We start from the raw sequence: 22,708 nt of genomic DNA, 5'->3' as shown, positions 1-22,708 counted from the left end.
TGGCTCCCCGAGTAGGATTCGAACCTACGACCCTCCGGTTAACAGCCGGATGCTCTACCGCTGAGCTATCGAGGAATACTTGGTGGAGGTAGTCGGATTCGAACCGACGGCCCCCTGCGTGCAAGGCAGGTGCTCTCCCACTGAGCTATACCCCCAAGGCCTCGTCTCAGGACTTGTCTAGTAGTCGTGAAAAACATATGCTACGTCCTGCCATAAACAACTGACTGAGACGATATCTGGTCGGAGCAGCGGGATTCGAACCCACGACCTCCTGCTCCCAAGGCAGGCGCGCTACCAAGCTGCGCTATGCTCCGATGGCGTGCCCGGAGAGATTCGAACTCCCGACCTCTTGATTCGTAGTCAAGCGCTCTATCCAGCTGAGCTACGGGCACTTACCATACAATTACTGACTCTCGCCAAGGCGCCTGTAAAACTGGCTGGGAGGGAAGGGTTCGAACCTTCGCATGACGGAGTCAAAGTCCGTTGCCTTACCACTTGGCTACCCCCCATTGAAATATGGGGTGAGTAGTGGGAATCGAACCCACGAGTGCCGGAACCACAATCCGGTGCGTTAACCACTTCGCCATACTCACCATGGCAGGGGCGGCAGGATTCGAACCCACGACATGCGGTTTTGGAGACCGCCGTTCTACCAACTGAACTACGCCCCTTAGCGATTTCAGGAACTTGACCTGTCGCTGATGAAGGCTCCCGAAGGAACTGGTGGAGGGAGAAGGATTCGAACCTTCGAAGCTTCCGCAACGGATTTACAGTCCGCCCCATTTGGCCACTTTGGTATCCCTCCGTATGGAGCCAGCGACAGGAGTCGAACCTGCGACCTACTGATTACAAGTCAGTTGCTCTACCATCTGAGCTACGCTGGCGCCGCATCAGCGACAAGTCATAACTTATCACATTTAAATCGCTATTGTCAACGCCTGATTTCGATTAAATTTGCGTCGAAATTGCCTGTGATTTTGTCCTTCTATTTACTCCTCGGATCCTGACTCAAATGTCAGATTTACGTTCCTCATGGGATTGAATGTTGAGATGGCATGCTTATAAATCATTTGCTGTTTGCCATCACTCTCAAGCACCACCGTGAAGTTGTCAAATGCTTTGACAGTTCCGCGAATCTGAAAACCGTTTACCAGATACACAATAACAGGGACTTTGTCTTTTCGTACTTGATTTAAAAAAGTGTCTTGAATATTAATGGGTTGTTTGCTCATGAATGCATCCTCCACTCACTGCGAGACTCCTACGTTGACTCTATTCGGTCTCGGCCTTTTGAATTCCTGCCTTAAGTTTGACAGCCTCGTTGTATACCTGCGAAAAGCTATCGTTTGCTATACCTTTCACCGGATCTACATCAAGCCATTTAATTCTACCATCGCGCCCGAACCAGGACATCTGACGTTTGACAAAACGCCGGGTATTACGCTTTAGAAGTGCAACTGCTTCCTCCCGTGTGCACAGTCCGCGAAAGTATGACGCTAATTCTTTGTACCCGATTGCTTGCATAGAAATCAAGTCCCAGTTGTAATCTTGTCTCAGCAAGGACTCCACTTCATCGAACAAACCAGTCTCCAACATTTTGTCAATTCTATGCTCCACACGCGCATACAAGTCTTGCCTGTTCATTCGAAGTCCAAACTGGACTGTATCGTACCGCCCCCCTTGAATGGACCAGTCATAGCCATCTGAGAACGGCTTCCCGCCCGTTTCGAGTACCTCAAGCGCACGGATCACTCTTCGCACATCGTTGGGATGCAGCCGCTGTGCTGCCTCCTTGTCACGCTCCTCTAAAATCTTATGCAATTGCAGTTGCCCATGTTTCAGGGCGTAGTGCTCCCATTTTTGACGAATTTGAGCCGACCCGCGGGTCTTTCCAAAATCCAAATTTTCAGTTATAGAACGAATATACAAACCTGTCCCGCCGACCACAATGGGCAAACGCTGCCTTCGCAAAATTGAGGAGATGGCCTCGTCTGCCCGTTTCGTCCACTGGGCTACGGAAAAAGTGGCATCCGGTTCTGCAATATCAATCAGATAGTGTGGCACGCCCTGCATTTCATCCTCACGCAATTTACCCGTACCAATATCCATTTTCTTGTATATTTGCATTGAATCAGCAGACACTACTTCACCGCCCACAGCTTTTGCCACGGACACACCAAAATCACTCTTCCCAATTCCAGTCGGACCTACAATACAAAGTACTGGCGGCTTGTTGGCCAAGAGTTGCCTCAACCTCCTCATAAACTACCTCACATTCAGAATACCATAGGAAAACCTTGCTCTTTCTTTGTCCGGCCTCAAACCAAACCGCTCAAAGACGCCTGAAGAAATCCGCTCTTTTACCACTACACGTCGCCTTGCTACTCGCTTTGCTTCCCTTATTGCTGCCTCTGACAGTGCTCTGCTGTCCGCATATTCCCGCAATGCATCAGCGCTGGAAGGATGATGACTTCTACTGCGAAACATAGGATCAAAATATACGATATCCACACTGTCCGTCGGCATCATTTGCAGGAAACTGAGATAATCGGTTACGTGAACACGAATCCGCTCAAGCAGGGGCTGCATCCAGTCCGGCTGCTCTGCACGTTTATGTATGGCAAAAGAGACTAATATCGCCAGTGGTTCTGAGACCTCAAGGGATTCAACTCGGCCCTTGTCACCCACAGCGAACGCCAAAACCAGCGAATCCGTCCCCAACCCAAGAGTCGCATCCACAACCGTATCGCCGAGCCTCACTCCAGCGGCGGTTAACAGTCTGTCACTCTGCCCCCGTTCCAACTGCAGGCAACGCTGCATCGCCATACCGGGATGGAAATAGAGTGCCTTGTCGGGAGCAGACATATGATAAAACTTTGGGACCTCATCTGCAATTAAGCAGGCCTCAACAGCTTCGTCCCGGCATACTTTGACAATGCTTCTGGCATTTCGAACCACGCGCTTGCAATGAAACCATAGAGCCAATTCATCTGCCTGCTTCGAGGCCGCATCAGATTCTGACCATGGCGTCGTCACAACAAAACGTGTGGCATGGTTTGTGGTTTTACACAATACGTCGGAACTCCTTCTCCAAATCTTCGTTTGACAACCGAATCAGAACAGGGCGGCCGTGTGGACAGTGAAAGGGATCGTCCAAGTCTGGCAGGGCCTGACACAGAGCTGAAATTTCCATTTCAGACAAGCGGTGGTTCGCTTTAATCGCTGACTTACAAGCTCGCATGATAATTTTTTCGCGCAGGGCTTCCCGCACATCTTGGTGACGCCCAACCTCTGTCAACTGTTGTAAAAGTTCCTCCAGCAAGACGGGTGCATCAAGGCCTTCCCAAACATGAGGAATGGTCCGGACAATAATTTCGTAACCGCCAAACTCCTCCACGCCAATCCCAAGTGTCTTCAACAACTCTAAATGTGTTGTACACACGGCATGCTGCTGAGGTGTGAGCGTCAGCGTAATGGGCGTCAACAGGGGGATTGAGCCAGTATGGCTCGCTTGCGTCTGCTCACGAAAACGTTCATACAGAACGCGTTCGTGAGCGGCATGCTGATCGATGACGAACAGCGCATTGTCCGCCTCAGCCAAAATGTAGGTTCCGAGTACCTGCCCAATAGGACGAAGTGCCCTAAGTTGTCGACGCGTCGCCTCTACGGACCTTTCTCCGTCAATGTGTTGAAGTCTATTCGTCGTATCTTCTCCTGATGCGTCAGAGTCCCCCCGGTCTTCCTCAGTCGCGTGTGAAGGCTCTATTACGCCCTTCGTTCTGTCCCCATCCCGTTGAGCAGCTTCCGGCACAGCCTCTGCTGCATCTGCGTACGTCGTTTCCCTTGGCTCAAGCTTCGCTTCAGATACGGGATCTTTGTCAACCGACACAGCGTCATCCTTGTCCGTCTCAAGAGGCTGTTTCTGCTCGTGAATGACCGCCCCAACTGAGCCGTTGCCACTCGGGACGAGTCCGGTTGATGTATGGGTTGTTCGAAACAAGTCTTTCGCTGCAGCAATTTCCTCCGCGGAAGACGGACGTCGCGGTTCATAGGAGTCTCGAACCCTTGGTCCATGCTCTTCCTTCAGCCCCAGGTCCTTCTGCAGAGATTGGGGTCCATTGTGATGCCAGTTGTCCCTCGATCGATCCGCTCCCGGGACAAGAAACGCCTGCTCCAAAGCTTGACTCACCGCTTCTTGCACCAGGCGCGTGACATCTCTCTCTTCACTAAATCTGACTTCAGATTTATGCGGGTGAATATTCACGTCCACCAACGTCGCATTCATCTTTAAATACAAGGCATACACAGGGTGTTTATTAATCATCAGCCTGCCTTGATACCCTTTCATCACGGCTTGATGCAGACCAATGTTGCGAATAGACCGCTCGTTAAGAAACCAGTTTGCGTGAGTCCGCGAAGACTTCCCCTGTGTGGGTCTCCCAATATAACCATACACACGGTAGTCCGGCGTTTCCATGTCGACTTTCAGAAACTGCCTTGCTTCCCCGACTCCGTATAAGGTCGCGAGCACGTCCAACACCTTGTTTTTTCCTGGTGTCTGAAACAGTATGCGATGGTCAACTTCCAGCCGAAACGCTACATCAGGCCGACTGAGCGCTGCCCGCTGCACAACTTCAACGCAGCGCGCCTGCTCCGTATGCACTGTGCGTAAATACTTCAGCCTGGCCGGCGTGTTGAAAAACAAGTCCCTGACCTCAACCGTGGTGCCCGAAGCCATGCCAATGGGCTCCGGAACGTTCGTTGCATCACTGCCCTCTGCCGTGACAACCCAGCCGTGTTCTTCTTTCTCCGATCTCGTTTGCAATCTCACACGACTAACAGCCGCAATCGAAGCCAACGCCTCACCGCGAAATCCGAGCGTCATTATTCTTGTTAACTCATACTCGGTCTTCAATTTACTGGTCGCGTGGCGAGCAAAAGCTAGAACAGCGTCCTCCTTATCCATGCCTTTGCCGTTATCCTCAACTACGATAGCAGAAATGCCGCCTTCTTCAAGAGCTATAGAGACTTTGGATGCGCCAGCATCCAGACTGTTGTCCAGCAATTCTTTAACACAGGAAGCAGGGCGTTCCACAACCTCCCCTGCTGCGATTTGGTTGGCCAAAGCCGGTGACATTACCTGGATTTGTCCCATCCAGTCACATCCTTCACTCTCTGTACGACTTCGTACAATTTGTTCATCGCGTCAATTGGGGTCAATTTGAGTACATCAATCTGGGCCAGTTCATCAAGTAAATCAGTATCTGGAAACAGGCCCAAGAGCCCTTGCTGAGACATCCCCGTGTGAGAAGCTGGGAAGTTCGAATTCGAGTTCGTCGCAGCGGGCTCAACGCTATTTAAAGCCACTGCAGTTTCCTTAACCGCAGTCGCAGAACGTGCCGCAAGCACTGAAGCACTGTTTTCTCGTTTCTGCAGCAGGTCCTGTGCTCTCTCAATGACGTGACTGGGTACACCGGCAAGTTTGGCAACCTGAATACCGTAACTTCGGTCTGCCGGACGGTCCACCACCGTATGTAAAAAGGAAATGGAATCCCCTTCTTCTTGAACGAGGACCGAGGCATTGGCAACACTATTCATGGTATCGGCTGTCTCCGTCAACTCATGGTAATGGGTTGCGAACAGCGTCAAGGGGGAATCCGGTTGTGAGAGTGTTTCCATCACAGATTCTGCAATGCACAAGCCGTCGTATGTACTCGTTCCTCGTCCAACTTCATCGAGGAGCACTAGACTTCGATTCGTTCCCTGACGCAGAACCTGCGCCAACTCCACCATTTCCACCATAAATGTACTCTGTCCGGCAGTCAGATCATCGGACGCACCGATGCGCGTGAAAATGCGGTCGACAAGCCCGATTTGCGCTGACTCAGCCGGCACAAAGCACCCAATATGAGCCATCAGCACAATCAATGCCGTCTGACGCATAAACGTGCTCTTTCCGGCCATGTTCGGTCCGGTGATTAAAACCATCTGACGAGTGGAGGTCAACGACACATCATTTGGAACAAATTGCCCTCTCATCTGCGCTTCAACAACCGGATGACGGCCTGCTCGAATCTCAATACCTCTCTCTTCCATTAAAACAGGACGGGTGTATCCTCCTTCAACAGAAACTGAGGCGAACGCACACAGGATGTCAATCTCTGCTACCACATCGGCAGCCTGCTGCAATTGAAGCAACGAACATTGCACCTTGTTCCGCAGGTCCGTAAACAAGTCGTACTCCAAGGCAGTAGAACTGTCTTCCGCATTGAGAATTCTGGCTTCCTGTTCCTTCAACTCTGGTAAGACATAGCGCTCTGCAGACGACAAAGTCTGCCGCCTTTCATAGTTGTCTGGAACCAAGTGCAAATTCGCCTTTGACACCTCAAGGTAATAGCCAAACACTTTGTTGTAACCTACTTTAAGAGACTTGATACCCGTTCTTTCCCGTTCCTGCTGTTCAAGGTTCGCAAGCCACGTTTTTCCCGATCCGCTCAATTCACGCAATGCATCTAATTCTTCATTGACACCTTTTCGAATCAAGCTGCCGTCACGTACAGACACAGGCGGTTCGTCGACAAGCGTGTGTTCAATCTCCTTAGCAAGCGCTGTCAGGTCAGGCATCCGCGAAGTCAAATCCGAAAACAATTTTTCCGGGCGTTGCGAAAGTACATCTGTCAGTTCAGGGAGTTGCAGGAGCGACCTCGACACCGCGAGTAAATCTCGCGCATTGGCAGAGCCGAAGGCAACTCTTCCAGCAAGGCGCTCGAGATCGTACACGTTTGCCAGCGCTTCTTGCAAATGGTTTCGAAGAAACAAGTCATTCACGAGTACCTCTACTGCATCTAATCGTGCCTCTATGGCTTTAACATCCTTTAGAGGACGTTCCAGCCACTTCCGCAAAAGCCTGCTTCCCATGGCAGTCTTGGTACGGTGAAGTAAACCGTACAGTGAACTGTTCTGCTTTCGCGTACGAACGGTCTCCAAAACTTCCAGATTGGCAAGAGCCGTGTAGTCTAAATGCATTGCTTGCTGCTGACGGACCCGCGCAGGTTGTCGTAAGTGAGCCAAATCCACCTTTTGAGTATCCCGGATGTATTGCAGAGCAAGTCCCAACGCTTCGGCAGCAGCAGGAGACTTGTCCAAGTCCAACGGCAACAAAGTAGATACATGGTATTGACTGAGAACCACTTGCTGCATTTTCGCAGGTTGCTGCCTAGCTTCGGACCTGATTGTGACTGGAATTTGATGTTCGCGGCTCCACTGCAACAAGAGCGGCAGCTGCTGCTCGGAGTCAAGACTGTCATAAGTGAGGATTTCTACCGGTTGCCACGAAGCAAACTGTTCTCTTGCCTCTTTCTCCTCCGAAAACTCGTCAGTATAGACCTCTCCTGTTCCAACGTCCAAAAATGAAAGACCAATCAATCCGTTGCGGACAATCAGTGATGCCATGTACCGATTTCCAGTACCGACATCTGGCAATGCCGTTCCAGGAGTAATGACACGGACCACTTCCCGCTTAACCAGTCCCTTGGCTTGTTGTGGATCCTCTGTTTGTTCACAGATGGCAACAGAGTAGCCTTTTTCGTTCAAGCGTGCGATGTACTGTGCGGCACTGTGAAATGGGACGCCGCACATGGGAATACGTCCCTGTGCGCCGCCTGCTCTCCCAGTGAGCGTGATTTCCAGTTCCTTACTCGCCGTTTTGGCGTCTTCTTCAAATAACTCGTAGAAATCACCAAGTCGAAACATTAACAGTGCATCCTGATGCTTTTCCTTTATCTCCATATACTGCTTCATCATTGGAGTCATAAGAGATTGTCTACACTCCCTGCGTTACGATTGGCAGTCGCAACCCTGACCGCCGTGGCCCTGACCACATCCTTGTCTCGGACCGCGTTCGACAGGCAGGACATCCTGAAGACGGACCAGCAGTGTTGAGATAACCATCTGCGTCATTTCGTTCACATCAGCCTGAGCTTCCTTATATTGAATGGCAACAGGGATTTTCCGCAGTTGCTCCTCAATTTCATCCATTTCCAATTTCGCCAACATGACTTTTGGGTGTGTCTCCGGTAACTGTTGCGCCAAAATCATATAGGAGTTGGTTTTGAGTTTTAGTTCCTCAAACAACTGCTGCGCTCGACGGTGAGACTCCATCTTCTCACGAGCTTTCCAGTATTCCCGCGCGGCTTTTGAACCTGCGATAGACTCAGCAATCTCGCTTGTCTTTTCAGCCACACTTTCATATGTCATGCCAATGCCTCCCTGTTTGGATCCGTCTCTGCTCTGTTTGGATCCGTTTCTGCTCTGTCTGCTTTAATCTCCTGTGGGCTCAATCCGGTGACTAGTTCCCCCATCAACGTCCACGTCTTCGGGTCCACAATCTTCACCTGAACCAAGCTGCCGCGAAGCGATTTATCACCGGGGACCAAGACCAACTTGTTCGTTCTCGTACGACCGGCCATTACATCGGGGTTGGTTTTGCTCTCGCCTTCTACCAGCACCTCAACGATTTCACCAGACAGTTTCTCATTTATGTTTCGACTAATACCGTATTGCAGGTCGTTTAGACGTTGCAATCGTTGCTTCTTCTCTTCCATGGTGACGTCATCATGGAAGCCTGCCGCCGGAGTATTTTCACGAGGCGAATAAATAAATGTGAACGCATTATCGAAGCGCACTTGGTTAACCAGACTCAAAGTCTCCTGGAACTGTTCTTCAGTTTCACCGGGAAACCCTACAATGATATCGGTAGTCAAGCTTACATTCGGAATCTTCGTTCTGATTTTGTCTACCAATTCCAAATAGTACTCTCTGGTATGAGTACGATTCATTCGCTTCAAGACCTGATTGTTGCCGGACTGCATGGGAAGATGGATGTGTTCCACAATATTGTCATGCAGCGCGATGGTCTCTATCAATTCGTCCGTAAAATTCCACGGGTTTGAGGTGGTAAAACGAATGCGCTCAATTCCTGAAAGCTCTGCAACTTGCTTCAGTAACTGTGCAAACGTCACACTCCCCAAATCAACGCCGTAGTCATTCACATTCTGTCCCAGCAGCGTGATTTCTTTAAAGCCTTCATTCGCCAACTCTGTTACTTCGGCAACGATATCCTCCGGAAGACGGCTGCGTTCAGCACCGCGCGTATACGGGACAATACAGTAGGTGCAGAACTTGTTGCAACCGTACTGAATGTTAACCCACGCGCGCGTATTTTCCTTGCGTGACTTAGGAATGTTCTCCACCGTTGAGGCAGCCTTATCCCAGATTTCCATTACAGTTTCCTGACTATCTCGAGCTTCCTTGACTAAAGCGGGGAGGCGGTGAATATTGTGCGTTCCAAAAACGAGATCGACCCACGGGAACTTCTCCCGAACCATGGTCTGCACACTCTGTTCCTGTGCCATGCACCCGCATAAACCAAGCATGAGCTCAGGATTGCGGGATTTGAGCGGACGCAGACGCCCAATTTCGCCAAATACCTTGTCTTCCGCGTTTTCCCGCACTGCACAGGTGTTGAAGAGAATGACATCAGCATCCTCATTGCTCTCTGCATGTTCATAACCCATGGCCAAAAACAACCCAGACATCATTTCTGTATCGTGTTCGTTCATCTGACAGCCGTAGGTTTTTATGAGAAAACGGTATGCAGAACCGTCAACCTTTCTTCCAATCTGGTAGTCTTTCGTCAACTCATCTGCATCGTACTGTATATGGTTTACGGGATTCGGGCGATGTGTCCCAAATGTGAGTCCCTGACCTGACTGCAGACGTCCTTCGCGCAACTTTTTAATCAAGTTCTCTGTCGCCAAACGAATCCTCCTTTACTGTATAATAAGGGTATAATACGACACCATCATACCACAATGTCAAAACCCCGTGATAGGAGTGAGAAAACAGCTTGTCCAATAAGCAAAATGTGCCAACATTTCAAATCCACTGCTCGAATGTACCCGATATCCTCGAAGGTCCCGTGGTCTCTTGTGACAAGCGTACACTCGTTCAGGACTTTCTCGGACTTCATCAACTATTGCGCCAGGATGGAGCCGTTCTCATCTATTCAGGGCAATGGCAATACATCCCGGCGCTGGCAATCATCCGAATTTTGAAAGGCAAACAGCGTTTTTCTCTGCCCTGGCCGCTCATTGATGAGAGTCTGGACGCGTGAGCGCAGCCTTTTGGACTGCCCGTTTGTCCTGCTGAAGCTCCTCAAGATGTAGAATGACACCTTCCAGGGACTCTTTTCGGATACTCTTTTCATCGAACTTCATTGGTTTGGAATTGGCTTCCAGGAACCAGACTCGACCCGTGTCTTCAATCGCCATATCCATAGACATTTCACCAAGTTTGCGGTCATAATACAAATCAATGGCGTCTGCGGATTGCAATACAGCTCTTCTCAGTTCGCGTTCAACGTCCCCCGCACGCGATTTAAAACTGGACTGCAACACTTCATTTGCAGCTACAATGCTCCCGCCGTTGGGAACGTGAGTCGTAATGACACCTTCTCCTGCCACTCTCACGCCAATACCCACAACACGCCAATGAGCACCGTATTTCTGCAGCAGCGTACGAAAGTCACAAGGTCTGCCTTGCCATTTGAGCAGGGGTTTCGCCGCCTGGATTAGGTACTGTCCGCCTGGCATCCGATGCTGGTTTACTGAACTCCAAGCCGCTTCAAGATTCGTCGCCTGATACACTTTTGTTTCGTGGTCTTTTAAAACCGAAATATCATAACCATCCGCCCGCGCGTCAATCCTTACCATTCCTTGACCGATACTTCCCCCCCGCGGCTTTAAGTAAATCGAAGAATGACGGCTTAGCATTTCACGAAATGCTCCCTGGTTGAGCGCTAAATATGTCTCTGGCAAATAACCGGATGCGGACGACCTGGAAATAACCCGATAGATCTCCGCCTTATCAAACGCACCATGATTGGTTGAACACAGGCATGCACGCATCGAACTTTTTGCTTCCCTACAATCTTGGATCAAGTACAATCAAGGTCACGAATTGACCGCTCTAATCCACTGCATTGCGTGTTTTGAAACAAGGTTTCGTCGACCGTACTTGGCAACAATAACCTCGCCTCTTTCAATCAATTCATTGATTTTCTCTTGGCGCGCCCGCCAAGGAAATCGTGACAGCGCTCCATCAAAGAAGTTTGCTACTTCGACAAAGAACTTCACTACCATTGCCGGATTGTCATAAGGGATTCTAGCTTCCGTAGTGAACGTTTCGAAATCCCGGAAGAAATCACCCACACTTTCTAAAGCTTCATCTGAATGTAACAAAACATTGCTGTCTTCCTGTTCCTGTATTGCAAGCAAGTCACCAAACCATTCCTGAAAGAAGTCTTGAGAAGCTGGAAATTGCAGGGGAAACATTGTAACAAACGGGGCACCTCGTTTTGATACCCGAACCACTTCGTGCAAAACCTTGGGTATGTTGGTAAAATGCAAGAATCCAAAGCCCACCACTGCATCAAATTCTTGAAATTTAAAAGGCAAATTTTCTGCGTCTGATTGTACGAACTTAACGTTTTCAATTCCTAGTCGTTTCCGCTTCACCTCAGCCCGAGCTAACATGCCGGCTGACAAGTCTACGCCGACAATACTTCCTGTCGCCCCGACAATTTGGTGTAATCCGTCATCAAAAGTGAGCGTTCCTGTACCACATCCTAACTCAAGAACTCTCATACCTGGTTTGATTCCCGACATGTGAATCAGTTTTCGTCTCATTGTGTGAGCATCTGGACCCAAGGTTTCAATGACCTCGTCATAATCCTCCAAGTTTGTGAAATTGGAGATCCGCATCCATCTTGCGCGCTGCTGGAGATACCCAGTATTAACAAGAACCTGCTTCACTTGTTGATATATTTCCCTCCCGCGATCCGTAAGTTGAACAAGCCCGTCTGCGTCGATCTTCACTGCACTCTGACTGATTGCATAGTCCAATTCTCCATCGAGTGGAAACTCTGTCCAGGGGCGATGCCATCGCCCAGAGACATAGACCTCTTTCGGGACCTTTTTATAGAATTCCAGCAACTGACCGTGTTCATAACTGCCAATCAGCATGTAATTGTTCACTAAAGCATCGGAACCGTAGTTCTTCAAGTATTCAGCGAGAAGTCTGTCTGCAACGTGGATCATCTCATCAGTAACCCGAAGTGTACCGAGCTTCATGGAGGACAGATATATTGCCGTGGATTTAAGAAACTCAGCATGCATATAGAGCGCATACGCTTCAGATACGAACATCCGCTCATCGACAACCAGCATTTTAATTCTGCGTATCCGGTTTTCATTTAATCTCCTGGCAAGTGCCAGTATCAGTTCCTGTTGTTCTTTGCTAATCCGGTTTATCTTTCCCTCAGTAGAGAGCCAGGGTGCCAAAATAATATTGCGGTTGAGCATATCGGATATGCGTTGATGATTTATTCCAGGTTTTGTGTCTAAGGCAATCGTCATAGCACCGTTACCCCTTTTCAAAAGGACTAAAATGAACGCTTCGACAAAATTCTCAAAATTCCTCTGTAATTCAACATAAATCGCGTTTTGTCAGAGAATCCTCGGGAAATTAAATGAAAGGAAGCGAATCTGTAATCCTGGAGGCTGGTACGACAGCCCTTAACGAGCATCGAAACTGGACGGCAAGTTAGTAATGGGACCGGATACGTACATAGATACCGGATTTATTGGCATAGTAACCGATACGTGACAGCATCAGGCTTTTTCTCTAAAACAAGGGTGATCCATTTGACAATTGTTTCTCGTACACAAGTAGTTTATCTGCTCTTCTGGACCATTATGGGAACTGGCATCTTGGTTATGCCAACTGGTATTGCGCATTTCACCATTAATGACGGTTGGATTTGTGCATCGCTGACATCTATTGGACTCCTGATAACTGTTATCATCGCATACGCCTATTCGCGTACGTTTGAGAACGTTAACTTAGCGAAGAGTTTTAAATTGGCCTTTGGTCCTATTGTCGGGGCACTCGTTGGTATCTGGTATCTAATCTGGTTATTCGTGGCTATATGTATCATATGGCGCGAGTTTAACCTGTTCCTGGAAGGAACAGTCTATCCCAAGACTGCTCTCGTTGTACTTGCAGCCGCTTTGGTCATTCCCATTTCGTTTGGAGCCTTGCACGGATTAGAATCATTGGGTCGAACGGCACAATTTTTCGCGCCATTGATGTTTCTTGGAACGGTCATTCCGATACTACTCAGCCTTCGTTACGCTGACTTTTCCCAACTGTCACCTAGCATTGCCGACGGGTGGATCCCGATTTTTCGTGGTGCGATTCTTCCTAATACAACCTTTATGCTGCAACTCATTGTCATCTTACAAGTCTACACAAACCTGTCCCAGCCAAAAAAAATCGCCGTTGATGTCTTCCTTGCCGGCATCCTCATCGTCGTATTATCTGTCATCATAGAAATCATCAGTATATCCGTTCTCGGGAGAAATATCAGCTATGTCACCTATACGCTGCTTTCAGTAGTCCGGTCCATTTATCTGGGAGAGTTTGTACAACGTTTCGATACGCTCTATATTATGGGATTACTCACTACGGTTTACCTGAAATTGACCTTTTACATCTATCTCACCAGTTTAGCAATAACAGAAGTCTTTAATGTGACCAGTTACAAAACCTCTGTTATTTCGCTCACCATTGCCTGCTGGGCTGGAGCAATCCTGCTCATCAAGGACGGAACTGCTCTGAGCCACTACAACCTGTCTACAACGCCAGCCTATTACATCTTCACAGCAATCATCATTCCCTGCACCACCATCCTCGTCTTCCGGATCCGAAGGCGGTTAGCAACAGGACCCGGCCCGTAGAGGTTGCGAACACGACGCTTACAATATGAGTCATCAATGAGGCCTTGGTCATTCACTCTCCAGGGCATGGGAACGGTTAACAGGTTTAGTAAAGAAGTAATAGAAAATAACAAGAAATGCGACTGCATAAAATCGAAATCCCAGGTTGAAAAGCCCATTATTTTCATTTTGACTTTTTTCTTGGTGTTCCAATTGACACTCACATCCTTCGATACATGTAGTTGTCAGCGTTCACGGAGTAACTGAGCACGTACATATTGTCTTATATCAAAAGCCAAATCTCGTTTCATTTCATCTGCACTGACTACTCCAGCAATATCCTTGATGCCAAAGATCTCACCGCTGAACACAACAATTTGGCGACCGCTCGTCACATACGTGCCCGTGACCCGTATCACATTCAGAATCAGCAAGACGGCCGTAATGACGTTGACAGCGCGCAGGCTCAACGACATTTCCTCGGACGTTCCCTCAAACAAATCACCCCCAAAAATGGGACCCGTTGCCCCTAAAAAGAAGCCCTCAGGCACAACAAAAATTCCAGATGTCGTGATGCGTCCTGTCAGCAGTAGAATTGCCATGACAAAATCAATGGAGTATTGCAGTGCGACAAGTCCGTGCCGGGAAGAATGCTTTCGCTGCTTCGAATTTGCCACAACTTCCCCTCCCCGTCAGGCCGTTTCTTTATCCTTATTTCGAAAACACCGCTCACGTCACGGCCTTTCACTGCGGATCGCAGGTCCCCTTGCCAATCCTGCATCTCAGATTACGTCATTTGGTAATTCAGTCACCATTCAGTAATTGAAACAGCTTAATGCGGGTACATTAAGTACACCTCTGAATTGCTGTAGACGCCAACCATTTTTGACAAGTACCTAGCCTGCTATGTGGGAGATGCTTATGAGTTACAGAGGCTTTTTCAATGTTTTCAGCCATCAAAAGCTTCGACATCGCGGACTAGAGCCGCAAAACGATGACTTGTCCGGTGTACTGGATAAGAATATCGATTGGATTGAAGAAAAAGTAAAAAGCGTATCGGGCAATGCCGCTGACATTGTCTTTCGACGAGTGGAGCTGGCCAAAAATTCTCAGCTTCTCATTATCTATGTAACGGGACTTGTGGACACAAAAACATTAAACGAAACTGTCCTGAAGCCTCTGGTCATTGATGGCCCGTCAGCCGCACGGAGCAGATGGATGCCTAACGGCGTTTTTGAATTCGTCACCAAACAACTCGTTCCCATTGCCAACGTGAAGAATGTCAATACACTTGGAGGTGTGATTGATGGACTGTTAACGGGGCATGTTGCCATAATCGGAGGTGGAACGCGCACCGCCCTCTTAGCAGAGATGGCTGGGTGGCCTGTACGACCCATTGAAGAATCACAGTCCGAACCCTCGGTACAGGGGCCTCATGAAGCTTTCAACGAAACGTTGAGAGATACGACAGCACTGATTCGAAGGCGATTGCGCGATGCTCGGCTCAGAACCGAAGCTATGATAATTGGTGAAAGTTCCAAGACGGATGTCGCCATCTTGTATTTGAGCGGTGTTGCGGAAGATTCGGTACTTGAAGAAGTCCATCAGCGCTTAAAGAACATCCGTCTTTCGTCGGTGTTCGACGCGCATTACATCGAAGAGTTTCTTGAAGACTCACCATTGTCTCCCTATCCTCAAGTGCAAAACACAGAACGTCCTGATGTCGTGGCTGCGGCGCTGCTTGAAGGCAAGATTGCCATTGCGGTTGATGGAACTCCAACCGTACTGCTTGTCCCCATGACCTTTTGGAACGGGTTTCAGGCGCCTGACGACTATTATCAACGTCCCGTCTACGTCACCCTCATTAGATGGGTCCGTTTTATCATGCTGAATCTGTCCATTTTCCTTACACCCGTTTATGTGGCTCTGACCAGCTTCCATCCGCAAATGCTTCCGACCAATTTGCTGATTACTTTTGCAGCATCTCATAATGGCAGTCCCTTTCCCGTTGTTCTGGAAGCCTTCATGATGGAGATTATCTTTGAAGGACTGCGTGAAGCAGGCGTTCGTCTTCCAAAAGCTGTTGGCTCCGCCGTAAGTATCGTCGGCGGTTTGGTTGTTGGACAAGCTGCCGTGGAGGCTGGGATTGTTTCGGCACCAACGGTTATTGTCGTGGCCATGTCCGGCATTGCATCGTTTACAATTCCTAGGTACAACTTCGGTTTTTCTTATCGAATCCTGCGGTTTTTTGTATTGCTGTTAGCTGGAACGGTCGGGTTGTACGGAATTACGCTCAGTTTTATTGTGATACTCACGCATCAACTAAACCTGCGTTCGTTCGGTGTTCCATACATGTCTCCCCTGTCCCCAAGAAACCCCAAACAACTACTCGACGTGTTAATACGAGCACCGCGCAGGTATTTGCCGCAGAGAAACCGGCCACATCAGGACAATCCGGGTGCCAAGCGTCGACCTAACAGTTCGGGGGCGGACTCAACATGAAGGTGTTGCGCTTCGGAAGTATGACTGCTCTCATTGCAATGAGTTTTCTTACAACTGGCTGCTGGGACCGGATTGAACTGAACAACAGGGCCCTGGTAATGGCTTCTGGTGTTGATTTGAAGGACGATGGAGACCTGTTGCTGACCGATCAGGTCATTCTCCCCATTAACTTGTCCAAGGGACTTGGGACAATGAGACAGCAATTTATCACTGTCTCGGCTCCAGGACACAACATCCTTGATGCAGCACAAAACATGCAGACGAAGTTGTCGAGAAAGTATTTTCTCGGGCACCGAAGAATTGTATTTATTGGTGAAAAACTGGCCAAACACGGACTCAGCGGCATTATGGATGAATTCACGAGAAATCCAGACGTCAGGCTGCGCAGTGATGTTTTTGTTGTCGAAAACGATACGGCAGAACACGCACTTCACATCCGGTCTCCATTAGAGCAGTACCCTGCACTAGCCATTATGAAAAGCCGGAAATTTGTCGGAGGGGATATTGGAACCACACTGCTCCCGTTTTTGATGGCTTCCGTGCATCCGACAAGCAGTCCAACGCTTCCTGTACTGAAGATCGTCCCCGAGTCCCCGCACTCGAGCAAGACCACATTTCAATTTATGGGTAGAGCTGTTTTTAACAAACAACTCAAGCTAGTTGGGTACCTGGATTACTCAGAAGCAGCGTATCGCTTCTGGATAATCAATACACTTAGCACGTACCAGGCCACCTTTAAGGTGAATGGAGCTAAGGAAAGTTCACCCGGCAAAGGATATGCTACCATTGACTTTTCTAAGTTTCACAGTCGTATCAATCCTGTATTTGAGAAGGGACGTTTGCATTACACTGTCACGCTCACAGGAACAGGGATACTGCGTGAATCCGAAAGTAACGTTAAGTTCGCCTCTCCCGCAGAAATTCATTCTGTTGAACGGAGCGCAGAAAAAGAAATCAAGGGGTGCGTAAGTGACCTGATAGGTAAAGCACAACATCAATACCATACTGATATTTTTGGATTCGATCTGGCTTTGGCAAAAAAATATCCCCGCAAGTGGGACACAGTACAAAAACACTGGAAGCAAGTCTTTTCCGAAGTTCCTGTTCAGGTAAATACCCAAATCAAGATACAGGTTGTCGGACAAACATCCGAAGGCGTTGTATCGCCGAAAGAAACAGAAAGGGGCCAGTGGTAACCATGAAATCGCACATGCCCATCACTGGGAGACAACTGTTCTGGATTACCTGCATGTTTGATTTGGGCATGGCGGCTTTTATCATGATTTCTCCAACCATTCAACGTGTCCAAAATGACGCATGGATCTCACTGACCATCAGCGGCCTTCTGAGCATGACGGCGGCTTGGATTGGCATTCGTCTGAGTCTGTACTATCCCGACAAGACGTTTATTGAGTACGTAAACGACATTGTAGGTAGTTGGATCGGAAAGGCAATTGGCAGCTTGTATGTTGTCAACTGGATTGTTGTCACGGGATTTGTACTTCGTCAGATTACAGACATTTTAATTACCTCGCAATTTCATAAAACGCCAGCATCCCTTTTTATTATTTCCATGTCGTTGACTGCGGTTTACATGTTGTACAAAAACGGCATTCAGTCGATTGGCCGGACAACAGAAGTCATTGGCCTCCTGGTAGTCTCCATCGCAATTTTGACCTTTGCCTTTGACCTGCCCAACATGAAGTGGAGTCGATTGCTTCCTGTCTACGTGAACTCGGGACCGAAGTTGCTCATGTACGGAGCCATTCCCGCCGCATCATTCTTGGCGCAGACTTCGTACATGACAATGATTGTACGATTTGTCCAGGAGCCGCAACATAACGCTGTGAAGGCGGTCTGGGGCACGGGAGCGGCAAGCTTGTTTATCATCCTGTGCGGCTTGTTTGCGGTTGGAACCTTTGGTGCAGACCTTTCTCAAAGGATGTGGAATCCGGTGCTGGGCATGGCTCAATACATTTCTGTGGCGGAAACCATTCAAAATATAGACGCCGTCATTCTCTTGATATGGTTTCTAACCGCATTTATACGAATAGTGCTGTTTTTGTTCTTGTCTGTCTACGGAGCTGCACAAGTACTTGGTTTTCAAAACTGGAAGCCTCTCCTCGGGTGGATTACAGCGGCCTGCATTGGGATTGCTATGTTGCCTCGGAACATTATTGACTCGAGCATCGTTTATCCAAAATCTGTTGTCGAACCCTTCGTCTTTCCCGTCATGGTGTTTGCAATCCCCAGCTTGTTGTGGCTGATTGCCTTCCTTCGTAGGGTGATTCGAAACCGTTTTGAATCACTGCGTTGACTGCTCAGCATCGTCTCGTTCTTGTCTGCGTCGGATCGCCCTCAGACAAATAGCAATGATCTGCCGGCTTGCTTCATGGCTCAGAACAACGGTTTTCGACTTTGCCTCAGCCATGCCATCACCCCCTGTTTCAATGTATGAGGCCATGGCTTGGTCAGTTGCACAGTCCCTGACTCTTCCATATAATCTAGTGATGGAGCATAAAGCTGGAAGGAGAAAATGATGAACCTTCTCGTTGCAACGTTCGAGCTCTTTGACAAGCCTCAGGAAAACTATGACGAGCTGGTCAATGCTTTCAGGCAGTACCCCCACGCCTTTGAACTTCATAAATCAACCTGGTTGATTGTCACGGAACTTGAGGCAGGCTCCGTTTACGAATCGATTGCAAACCACATAGGCTTCGATGACAGATTGTTTGTAGGTGAGCTAAAGAACGGTTTCTGGAGTGGTGCTCATGCGGAGTTGACAGAATTTCTGCGAAACTTTTGGAGTTTCGATTGATTTTTTGACTTCACCTGCTTATGTAATTATGTAACCATGTCTGTTCGGGAATAGGAACCGAAAGACAAAGCAAGTTTTAGTTGAGGAGCACGGCGAGGCCCTGTGCTCCCACCTATTTCTTAAAGAATGTATCAACTGTGCCGCTATAGAAGTGCGTTCCGGGTATATCCAGTTCACTCCGCGTGACTCTGTCCAATTCATCAAAGAGACGCACAAGCCGTTCTCGTGCTGTTTCGTCTGTTTCAAATTCGACGCCATACTGGAACAACTCCTGACTATACTCCTGCTTCCATACGACATAACCGCTTTGCTGCAGTTCTTCTCCAAGCACCTGCACTTTGAACTCCAGTTCAAGGTCTCCGCCAATGGGCAACTTCAGGTCAGTCAGCACACGCAGTCCTCCAGGGCCAATGTCATACACCAATACAGGAGAATACCCAACATTGAGTTGCTTCGACTTTATTTTCGAAACAGTCATTTTCCCTTTTATAGGATACTGCAGTTCAACTCTAAAAAATCTCCTGCGCTCTTTGTCCATCCCCGCACTGTTATCCCCGGTACGCACGCTTATCTCTCCACGCTGCAAGAGCTTTGTGAACTCTTCTGCCGGAAGCGGTCGGCTAAAAAGGTAACCTTGAATTTCTTCACATTGAAGGTTTGAGAGAAATTCCAACTGTTTATTTGTCTCAATTCCCTCTGCAACAACGGTCAGATTTAAGCTGTGAGCAAGTTTCATCACAGACGAAACAATCTGTGCAGGTACAGGACTATCCGGTATGTGACTCATAAACATCTTATCGAGTTTAATTCCATCAAGTTCGAACTGGTAAAGCCAACTTAACGATGAATACCCGGTACCAAAGTCATCAAAATAGATTCCAATGCCCATGTTTCTGAGAACTCTAATAGAGTTAATAATTGCAGGGTCGTTTGGGAGTATCGATGTCTCTGTGATCTCAATTTCGATGAGCGCGGGCTCAATGCCATATTCATGTAAAATTGTTTTCACGGTCTCAACGGTATTCGGATCCTTGAGTTGTTGGGCGCTAAAATTGACGGAAACCTTGAGTGTCTTTTGTCCTTGCTGTTTCCACTGTTGCAGGTGGTGACAGACTTGCCGCAGGACCCATTGACCAATGAGCACAATCGACCCAGTCTGTTCTGCCAGGTACAGAAACTCACCAGGAGATACAAGTCCCCATTCAGGATGTTGCCAACGGATGAGTGCTTCCGCCGCAACAATGCTTCTCGTGTCCGCTGCTACTCTCGGCTGAAAGTAAATCACAAACTGTTCTTCATTTATGGCATTTTTGAAATCATTGGAGAGTGTGAATTCCTTATAAGCTTTGGCATCCAAACTTTGGGAATATAGTTCAATCTGGTTTACCCCCCGAAGTTGTGCATCATGTAAAGCCATGTCTGCTGTTTTCAAAAGAGCTTCAGTATTCTCCCCGTCTTCAGGAAATGTACTGATACCTACATTGCATGTAATGGCTAATGCATAATCGCCAATCTGAAAAGGGGTATCAAAAGAGTCGACAACTTGCCTTGCGAACTGAAGGACATCACTCATATTGTGTACATAGGGTACAACCATGGAAAATTCGTTCTCACCTGTTCGCGACACGACACAATCAGTCGGCACCAACTGCCTCAAAGCGTCCGCTACATCGCGAATCAGGTGGTCTCCAGTAGTTCTGCCGAGACTGGAGTTTATGTACTTAAAGCGATTAATATCGAGACGCAGAACTGCTAGTTTCTCCTCTCGCTGTCTATGAATCCCAATCAACAACTGCAGGCGCTCCTCAAGATGTTTCCGGTTTGGCAAGGAAGTTAAGCTGTCATGGAATGTCATGTGCTTCATTAGTTCTTCAGCCCTGCGACTCTCTGTTACATCGTGGAAATTGACAATAATGCCCTCTGTACTATAAAACGCAGTGAGATAGCGAATACGCGTGGAACAGTATCTCCATTCCCCATTTTTGTGTTTGAAACGTGCAACACAGGTGTGCTGGCTTGAGGCCTGGTGTACCGCCTGATGACATACCGACAGGTACCCTGTTACATCCTCAGGATGAATGACATGACCGAGTCCTAACGAGATGAACTCTTGTGCACTATAGCCCAAGACATTGGTGATGGCATGCGTAACATAATTCATATCGTATTCCTTGGACAGTATCATACAAACGTCAAAAGAATTCTCAACGAGAGCCTGCAGCCCCCTCTCCATCGTAGAGAGCATCGCAGTGGAGGACTCGTTATTTGCAAAAGATTTACTGTAACGAGCCACTACACCTGTTATGCCTCCCTCCAAATCATGAACTGGATATAAAGTGACCCCGACTTGTACAGGGATGCCGTTCTTATGTATTCGCATGGTTTCAACTCGAATAAAACCGCCGTCCGCCAAAACGGTTTCATATATGGATTGCATGGCTTCCCAGTGAAGCGCTGGAATGAGCTGAATTGGCATTTGTAGTCGCAGTTCCTGTTCAGTCCAGCCGAAGAGCTGTTCGGCCATCGGACTGACCTTAACAATCCGCAAATCGCGATCGATATGTATACTTGAATATGAATCCGTTGAGTCATTGTCGACGTCCGCGGTAGACGGTAACAATTCGTCTTCAGTCATGAGGTCCGTCACGTCGCGGGTCTTACCCGAAACCGATACAATCTGACCATCATCCCCGATTTTATAGTCCAGTTCAGAATACAGGTACCGCTCGCCGTCGTTGATGATTCGAAATGTAATGCCATCGATAAAATTTCCCGCGCCTACGAGTTTCCACCAGGTCTTTACCAATTCCTCATCATTTGGATGTACCGACTGCATGATTGTTTGCGGTACGACAGACGCTGTGTTTGGGATTGCAAAAAGCTTGTGACAGTCCTCAGAACAGGTAAGAATTTCCGACTGCATATCGAAAGTCCATTCTCCCAGTAAGAACACCGAATCCCTGCTCCGTCTCTGTTCGAGACCCCGCGACCTCCGTAACCGAATCATGCAATTTTCCCCCTATATGACAATAGGCATCCGTTTTACGGATGCCTATCATAATCCATCTAAACGGTAACTGGCTGGCATAGTAGATAGACTACGTTAGCCCCTATAGCTTTGCGTCCGCTTCGTTTCCGAAGGGGTGCCTTTTCTTTTAAATACCACTAGAACACATCATATCACACAATACGGGATAAAAATCAAGATTTGAGAATCACTAGGTTCCCCTTTTATTTAATCGTTCGGCAACCAAGTCGGCCAACGTCTCCAAGACATGATTGCGGTCATACATTGGACGTTCCTCACCACAGCCATCTAACCAACGAAAGAATGCATCTCGAGGAATAATCATTCGCCTTCCGTGCGTAATAACTGGGAAATCTCGATCTCTGACAATACTGTATGCTTTATGCAGGTCTACCCTCAGTATTTCTGCAACTTCCGATACCGTTAAAGTTATTGGATAGTCTCTGGCTTCCGGTATAGAAGAATCCCTCGGTGTCATTTGCTCCCCTCCCCTTCAAGCAAATTTACTCTTTTGACGCTATT

19 protein-coding genes, 9 tRNA genes and 1 riboswitch are annotated in these 22,708 nt (G+C 48.2%); of the genes, 6 read left to right on the top strand and 22 right to left on the bottom strand.

From position 1 onward, the window contains the following. From GI364_RS11530 to miaB, 16 genes are all read right to left on the bottom strand, one after another. A tRNA-Asn gene (locus GI364_RS11530) sits at positions 1 to 75 on the bottom strand. A gap of 5 nt (positions 76 to 80) precedes the next feature. Beyond that, positions 81 to 155, bottom strand: a tRNA-Ala gene (locus tag GI364_RS11525). A gap of 82 nt (positions 156 to 237) precedes the next feature. Continuing rightward, positions 238 to 314: transfer RNA gene (locus tag GI364_RS11520), tRNA-Pro, on the bottom strand. Between the two features lies 1 nt (position 315). Next, positions 316 to 392: transfer RNA gene (locus tag GI364_RS11515), tRNA-Arg, on the bottom strand. A 42-nt stretch (positions 393 to 434) separates the two neighbouring features. Further along, positions 435 to 509 (bottom strand) — tRNA-Gln (locus tag GI364_RS11510). Positions 510 to 517: 8 nt separating this feature from the next. Next, positions 518 to 593 (bottom strand) — tRNA-His (locus GI364_RS11505). A 2-nt stretch (positions 594 to 595) separates the two neighbouring features. Next, a tRNA-Trp gene (locus GI364_RS11500) sits at positions 596 to 671 on the bottom strand. A gap of 50 nt (positions 672 to 721) precedes the next feature. Then, positions 722 to 805, bottom strand: a tRNA-Tyr gene (locus tag GI364_RS11495). A 3-nt stretch (positions 806 to 808) separates the two neighbouring features. After that, positions 809 to 884, bottom strand: a tRNA-Thr gene (locus GI364_RS11490). Positions 885 to 989: 105 nt separating this feature from the next. After that, entirely contained in the window at positions 990 to 1,232 is a 243-nt protein-coding gene (gene hfq, locus GI364_RS11485) for an RNA chaperone Hfq (protein ID WP_198853698.1), read from the bottom strand. Positions 1,233 to 1,272: 40 nt separating this feature from the next. Continuing rightward, complete coding sequence (miaA, locus tag GI364_RS11480; protein WP_198853697.1) at positions 1,273 to 2,241, bottom strand: tRNA (adenosine(37)-N6)-dimethylallyltransferase MiaA; 969 nt, start codon at positions 2,239 to 2,241, stop codon at positions 1,273 to 1,275. 24 nt (positions 2,242 to 2,265) lie between these two features. After that, entirely contained in the window at positions 2,266 to 3,072 is an 807-nt protein-coding gene (locus tag GI364_RS11475) for a class I SAM-dependent methyltransferase (protein ID WP_198853696.1), read from the bottom strand. Beyond that, positions 3,065 to 5,155: a DNA mismatch repair endonuclease MutL gene (gene mutL, locus GI364_RS11470; RefSeq protein ID WP_198853695.1), complete on the bottom strand. Its 2,091-nt coding sequence runs from the start codon at positions 5,153 to 5,155 to the stop codon at positions 3,065 to 3,067. The genes GI364_RS11475 and mutL overlap by 8 nt, the downstream gene beginning before the upstream one ends. Beyond that, a complete protein-coding gene (gene mutS / locus GI364_RS11465) occupies positions 5,137 to 7,812 on the bottom strand; it encodes a DNA mismatch repair protein MutS (RefSeq protein ID WP_233096110.1) in 2,676 nt (891 codons plus the stop codon). Before mutS ends, mutL begins: the two co-directional genes overlap by 19 nt. Before the next feature lie 24 nt (positions 7,813 to 7,836). Next, positions 7,837 to 8,256, bottom strand: a complete 420-nt coding sequence (locus tag GI364_RS11460) for a YlbF/YmcA family competence regulator (RefSeq protein ID WP_198853694.1) — start codon at positions 8,254 to 8,256, stop codon at positions 7,837 to 7,839. Beyond that, on the bottom strand, positions 8,253 to 9,818 hold the full coding sequence (miaB, locus tag GI364_RS11455; protein WP_198853693.1) for a tRNA (N6-isopentenyl adenosine(37)-C2)-methylthiotransferase MiaB: 1,566 nt from the start codon (positions 9,816 to 9,818) through the stop codon (positions 8,253 to 8,255). Before miaB ends, GI364_RS11460 begins: the two co-directional genes overlap by 4 nt. Before the next feature lie 89 nt (positions 9,819 to 9,907). On the opposite strand from miaB, the gene GI364_RS11450 reads away from it, so the two are divergent. Beyond that, positions 9,908 to 10,174, top strand: a complete 267-nt coding sequence (locus tag GI364_RS11450) for a hypothetical protein (RefSeq protein WP_198853692.1) — start codon at positions 9,908 to 9,910, stop codon at positions 10,172 to 10,174. Here GI364_RS11450 and GI364_RS11445 read toward each other — a convergent pair. Both GI364_RS11445 and GI364_RS11440 read right to left on the bottom strand, forming a co-directional pair. Beyond that, positions 10,149 to 10,967 carry a YheC/YheD family protein gene (locus tag GI364_RS11445; protein ID WP_198853691.1) on the bottom strand — a complete coding sequence of 273 codons (819 nt, stop codon included), beginning with the start codon at positions 10,965 to 10,967 and terminating at the stop codon, positions 10,149 to 10,151. The two genes, GI364_RS11450 and GI364_RS11445, sit on opposite strands and share 26 nt — an antisense overlap. A 45-nt stretch (positions 10,968 to 11,012) precedes the next feature. After that, positions 11,013 to 12,476, bottom strand: a complete 1,464-nt coding sequence (locus tag GI364_RS11440) for a class I SAM-dependent methyltransferase (RefSeq protein WP_198853690.1) — start codon at positions 12,474 to 12,476, stop codon at positions 11,013 to 11,015. A gap of 288 nt (positions 12,477 to 12,764) precedes the next feature. Between GI364_RS11440 and GI364_RS11435 the strand changes: the two genes are divergently transcribed. Then, positions 12,765 to 13,859 (top strand): GerAB/ArcD/ProY family transporter, encoded by a 1,095-nt coding sequence (locus GI364_RS11435; protein WP_198853689.1) that lies wholly within the window; start codon positions 12,765 to 12,767, stop codon positions 13,857 to 13,859. A gap of 224 nt (positions 13,860 to 14,083) precedes the next feature. On the opposite strand, the gene GI364_RS11430 is transcribed toward GI364_RS11435, so the two are convergent. Further along, entirely contained in the window at positions 14,084 to 14,515 is a 432-nt protein-coding gene (locus tag GI364_RS11430; protein WP_198853688.1) for a hypothetical protein, read from the bottom strand. A 244-nt stretch (positions 14,516 to 14,759) separates the two neighbouring features. Here GI364_RS11430 and GI364_RS11425 point away from each other — a divergent pair, with 244 nt between their 5' ends. Genes GI364_RS11425 through GI364_RS11415 form a run of 3 tightly spaced genes read left to right on the top strand, consistent with a single transcriptional unit; the run spans position 14,760 to position 18,657 of the window. Next, on the top strand, positions 14,760 to 16,340 hold the full coding sequence (locus tag GI364_RS11425; protein WP_198853687.1) for a spore germination protein: 1,581 nt from the start codon (positions 14,760 to 14,762) through the stop codon (positions 16,338 to 16,340). Further along, the gene (locus tag GI364_RS11420) at positions 16,337 to 17,536 is read left to right on the top strand and encodes a Ger(x)C family spore germination protein (protein WP_198853686.1); all 1,200 of its coding nucleotides are present in this window, start codon (positions 16,337 to 16,339) and stop codon (positions 17,534 to 17,536) included. Before GI364_RS11425 ends, GI364_RS11420 begins: the two co-directional genes overlap by 4 nt. A 2-nt stretch (positions 17,537 to 17,538) precedes the next feature. Then, on the top strand, positions 17,539 to 18,657 hold the full coding sequence (locus GI364_RS11415) for a GerAB/ArcD/ProY family transporter (RefSeq protein WP_198853685.1): 1,119 nt from the start codon (positions 17,539 to 17,541) through the stop codon (positions 18,655 to 18,657). On the opposite strand, the gene GI364_RS25140 is transcribed toward GI364_RS11415, so the two are convergent. Further along, complete coding sequence (locus GI364_RS25140) at positions 18,646 to 18,771, bottom strand: hypothetical protein (protein ID WP_255524666.1); 126 nt, start codon at positions 18,769 to 18,771, stop codon at positions 18,646 to 18,648. The genes GI364_RS11415 and GI364_RS25140 overlap by 12 nt on opposite strands. A 105-nt stretch (positions 18,772 to 18,876) precedes the next feature. On the opposite strand from GI364_RS25140, the gene GI364_RS11410 reads away from it, so the two are divergent. Next, positions 18,877 to 19,158 (top strand): hypothetical protein, encoded by a 282-nt coding sequence (locus GI364_RS11410; protein WP_198853684.1) that lies wholly within the window; start codon positions 18,877 to 18,879, stop codon positions 19,156 to 19,158. 112 nt (positions 19,159 to 19,270) lie between these two features. On the opposite strand, the gene GI364_RS11405 is transcribed toward GI364_RS11410, so the two are convergent. Then, on the bottom strand, positions 19,271 to 22,165 hold the full coding sequence (locus tag GI364_RS11405; RefSeq protein ID WP_198853683.1) for an EAL domain-containing protein: 2,895 nt from the start codon (positions 22,163 to 22,165) through the stop codon (positions 19,271 to 19,273). 62 nt (positions 22,166 to 22,227) lie between these two features. Beyond that, positions 22,228 to 22,316, bottom strand: a riboswitch (cyclic di-GMP riboswitch). Positions 22,317 to 22,376: 60 nt separating this feature from the next. Further along, positions 22,377 to 22,664, bottom strand: a complete 288-nt coding sequence (locus GI364_RS11400; protein WP_198853682.1) for a helix-turn-helix domain-containing protein — start codon at positions 22,662 to 22,664, stop codon at positions 22,377 to 22,379. Positions 22,665 to 22,708 lie beyond the last annotated feature (44 nt).

Origin of the sequence: Alicyclobacillus sp. SO9, assembly GCF_016406125.1 — a bacterium.
In the GTDB taxonomy this organism is placed as follows: Bacteria; Bacillota; Bacilli; order Alicyclobacillales; family Alicyclobacillaceae; genus SO9.
Note: the sequence above shows the minus strand (reverse complement) of the source record. Positions and strands in the feature narration are given on the sequence as shown.

What these genes read in the sequence shown, in the direction of transcription:
- hfq (WP_198853698.1), bottom strand. Translation starts at nt 1,232, where the DNA reads ATGAGCAAACAACCCATTAATATTCAAGACACTTTTTTAAATCAAGTA.
- mutL (WP_198853695.1), bottom strand. Translation starts at nt 5,155, where the DNA reads ATGGGACAAATCCAGGTAATGTCACCGGCTTTGGCCAACCAAATCGCA.
- mutS (WP_233096110.1), bottom strand. Translation starts at nt 7,812, where the DNA reads ATGACTCCAATGATGAAGCAGTATATGGAGATAAAGGAAAAGCATCAG.
- GI364_RS11460 (WP_198853694.1), bottom strand. Translation starts at nt 8,256, where the DNA reads ATGACATATGAAAGTGTGGCTGAAAAGACAAGCGAGATTGCTGAGTCT.
- GI364_RS11445 (WP_198853691.1), bottom strand. Translation starts at nt 10,967, where the DNA reads ATGCGTGCATGCCTGTGTTCAACCAATCATGGTGCGTTTGATAAGGCG.
- GI364_RS11440 (WP_198853690.1), bottom strand. Translation starts at nt 12,476, where the DNA reads ATGACGATTGCCTTAGACACAAAACCTGGAATAAATCATCAACGCATA.
- GI364_RS11425 (WP_198853687.1), top strand. Translation starts at nt 14,760, where the DNA reads ATGAGTTACAGAGGCTTTTTCAATGTTTTCAGCCATCAAAAGCTTCGA.
- GI364_RS11420 (WP_198853686.1), top strand. Translation starts at nt 16,337, where the DNA reads ATGAAGGTGTTGCGCTTCGGAAGTATGACTGCTCTCATTGCAATGAGT.
- GI364_RS11415 (WP_198853685.1), top strand. Translation starts at nt 17,539, where the DNA reads ATGAAATCGCACATGCCCATCACTGGGAGACAACTGTTCTGGATTACC.
- GI364_RS25140 (WP_255524666.1), bottom strand. Translation starts at nt 18,771, where the DNA reads ATGGCTGAGGCAAAGTCGAAAACCGTTGTTCTGAGCCATGAAGCAAGC.
- GI364_RS11410 (WP_198853684.1), top strand. Translation starts at nt 18,877, where the DNA reads ATGATGAACCTTCTCGTTGCAACGTTCGAGCTCTTTGACAAGCCTCAG.
- GI364_RS11405 (WP_198853683.1), bottom strand. Translation starts at nt 22,165, where the DNA reads ATGATTCGGTTACGGAGGTCGCGGGGTCTCGAACAGAGACGGAGCAGG.
- GI364_RS11400 (WP_198853682.1), bottom strand. Translation starts at nt 22,664, where the DNA reads ATGACACCGAGGGATTCTTCTATACCGGAAGCCAGAGACTATCCAATA.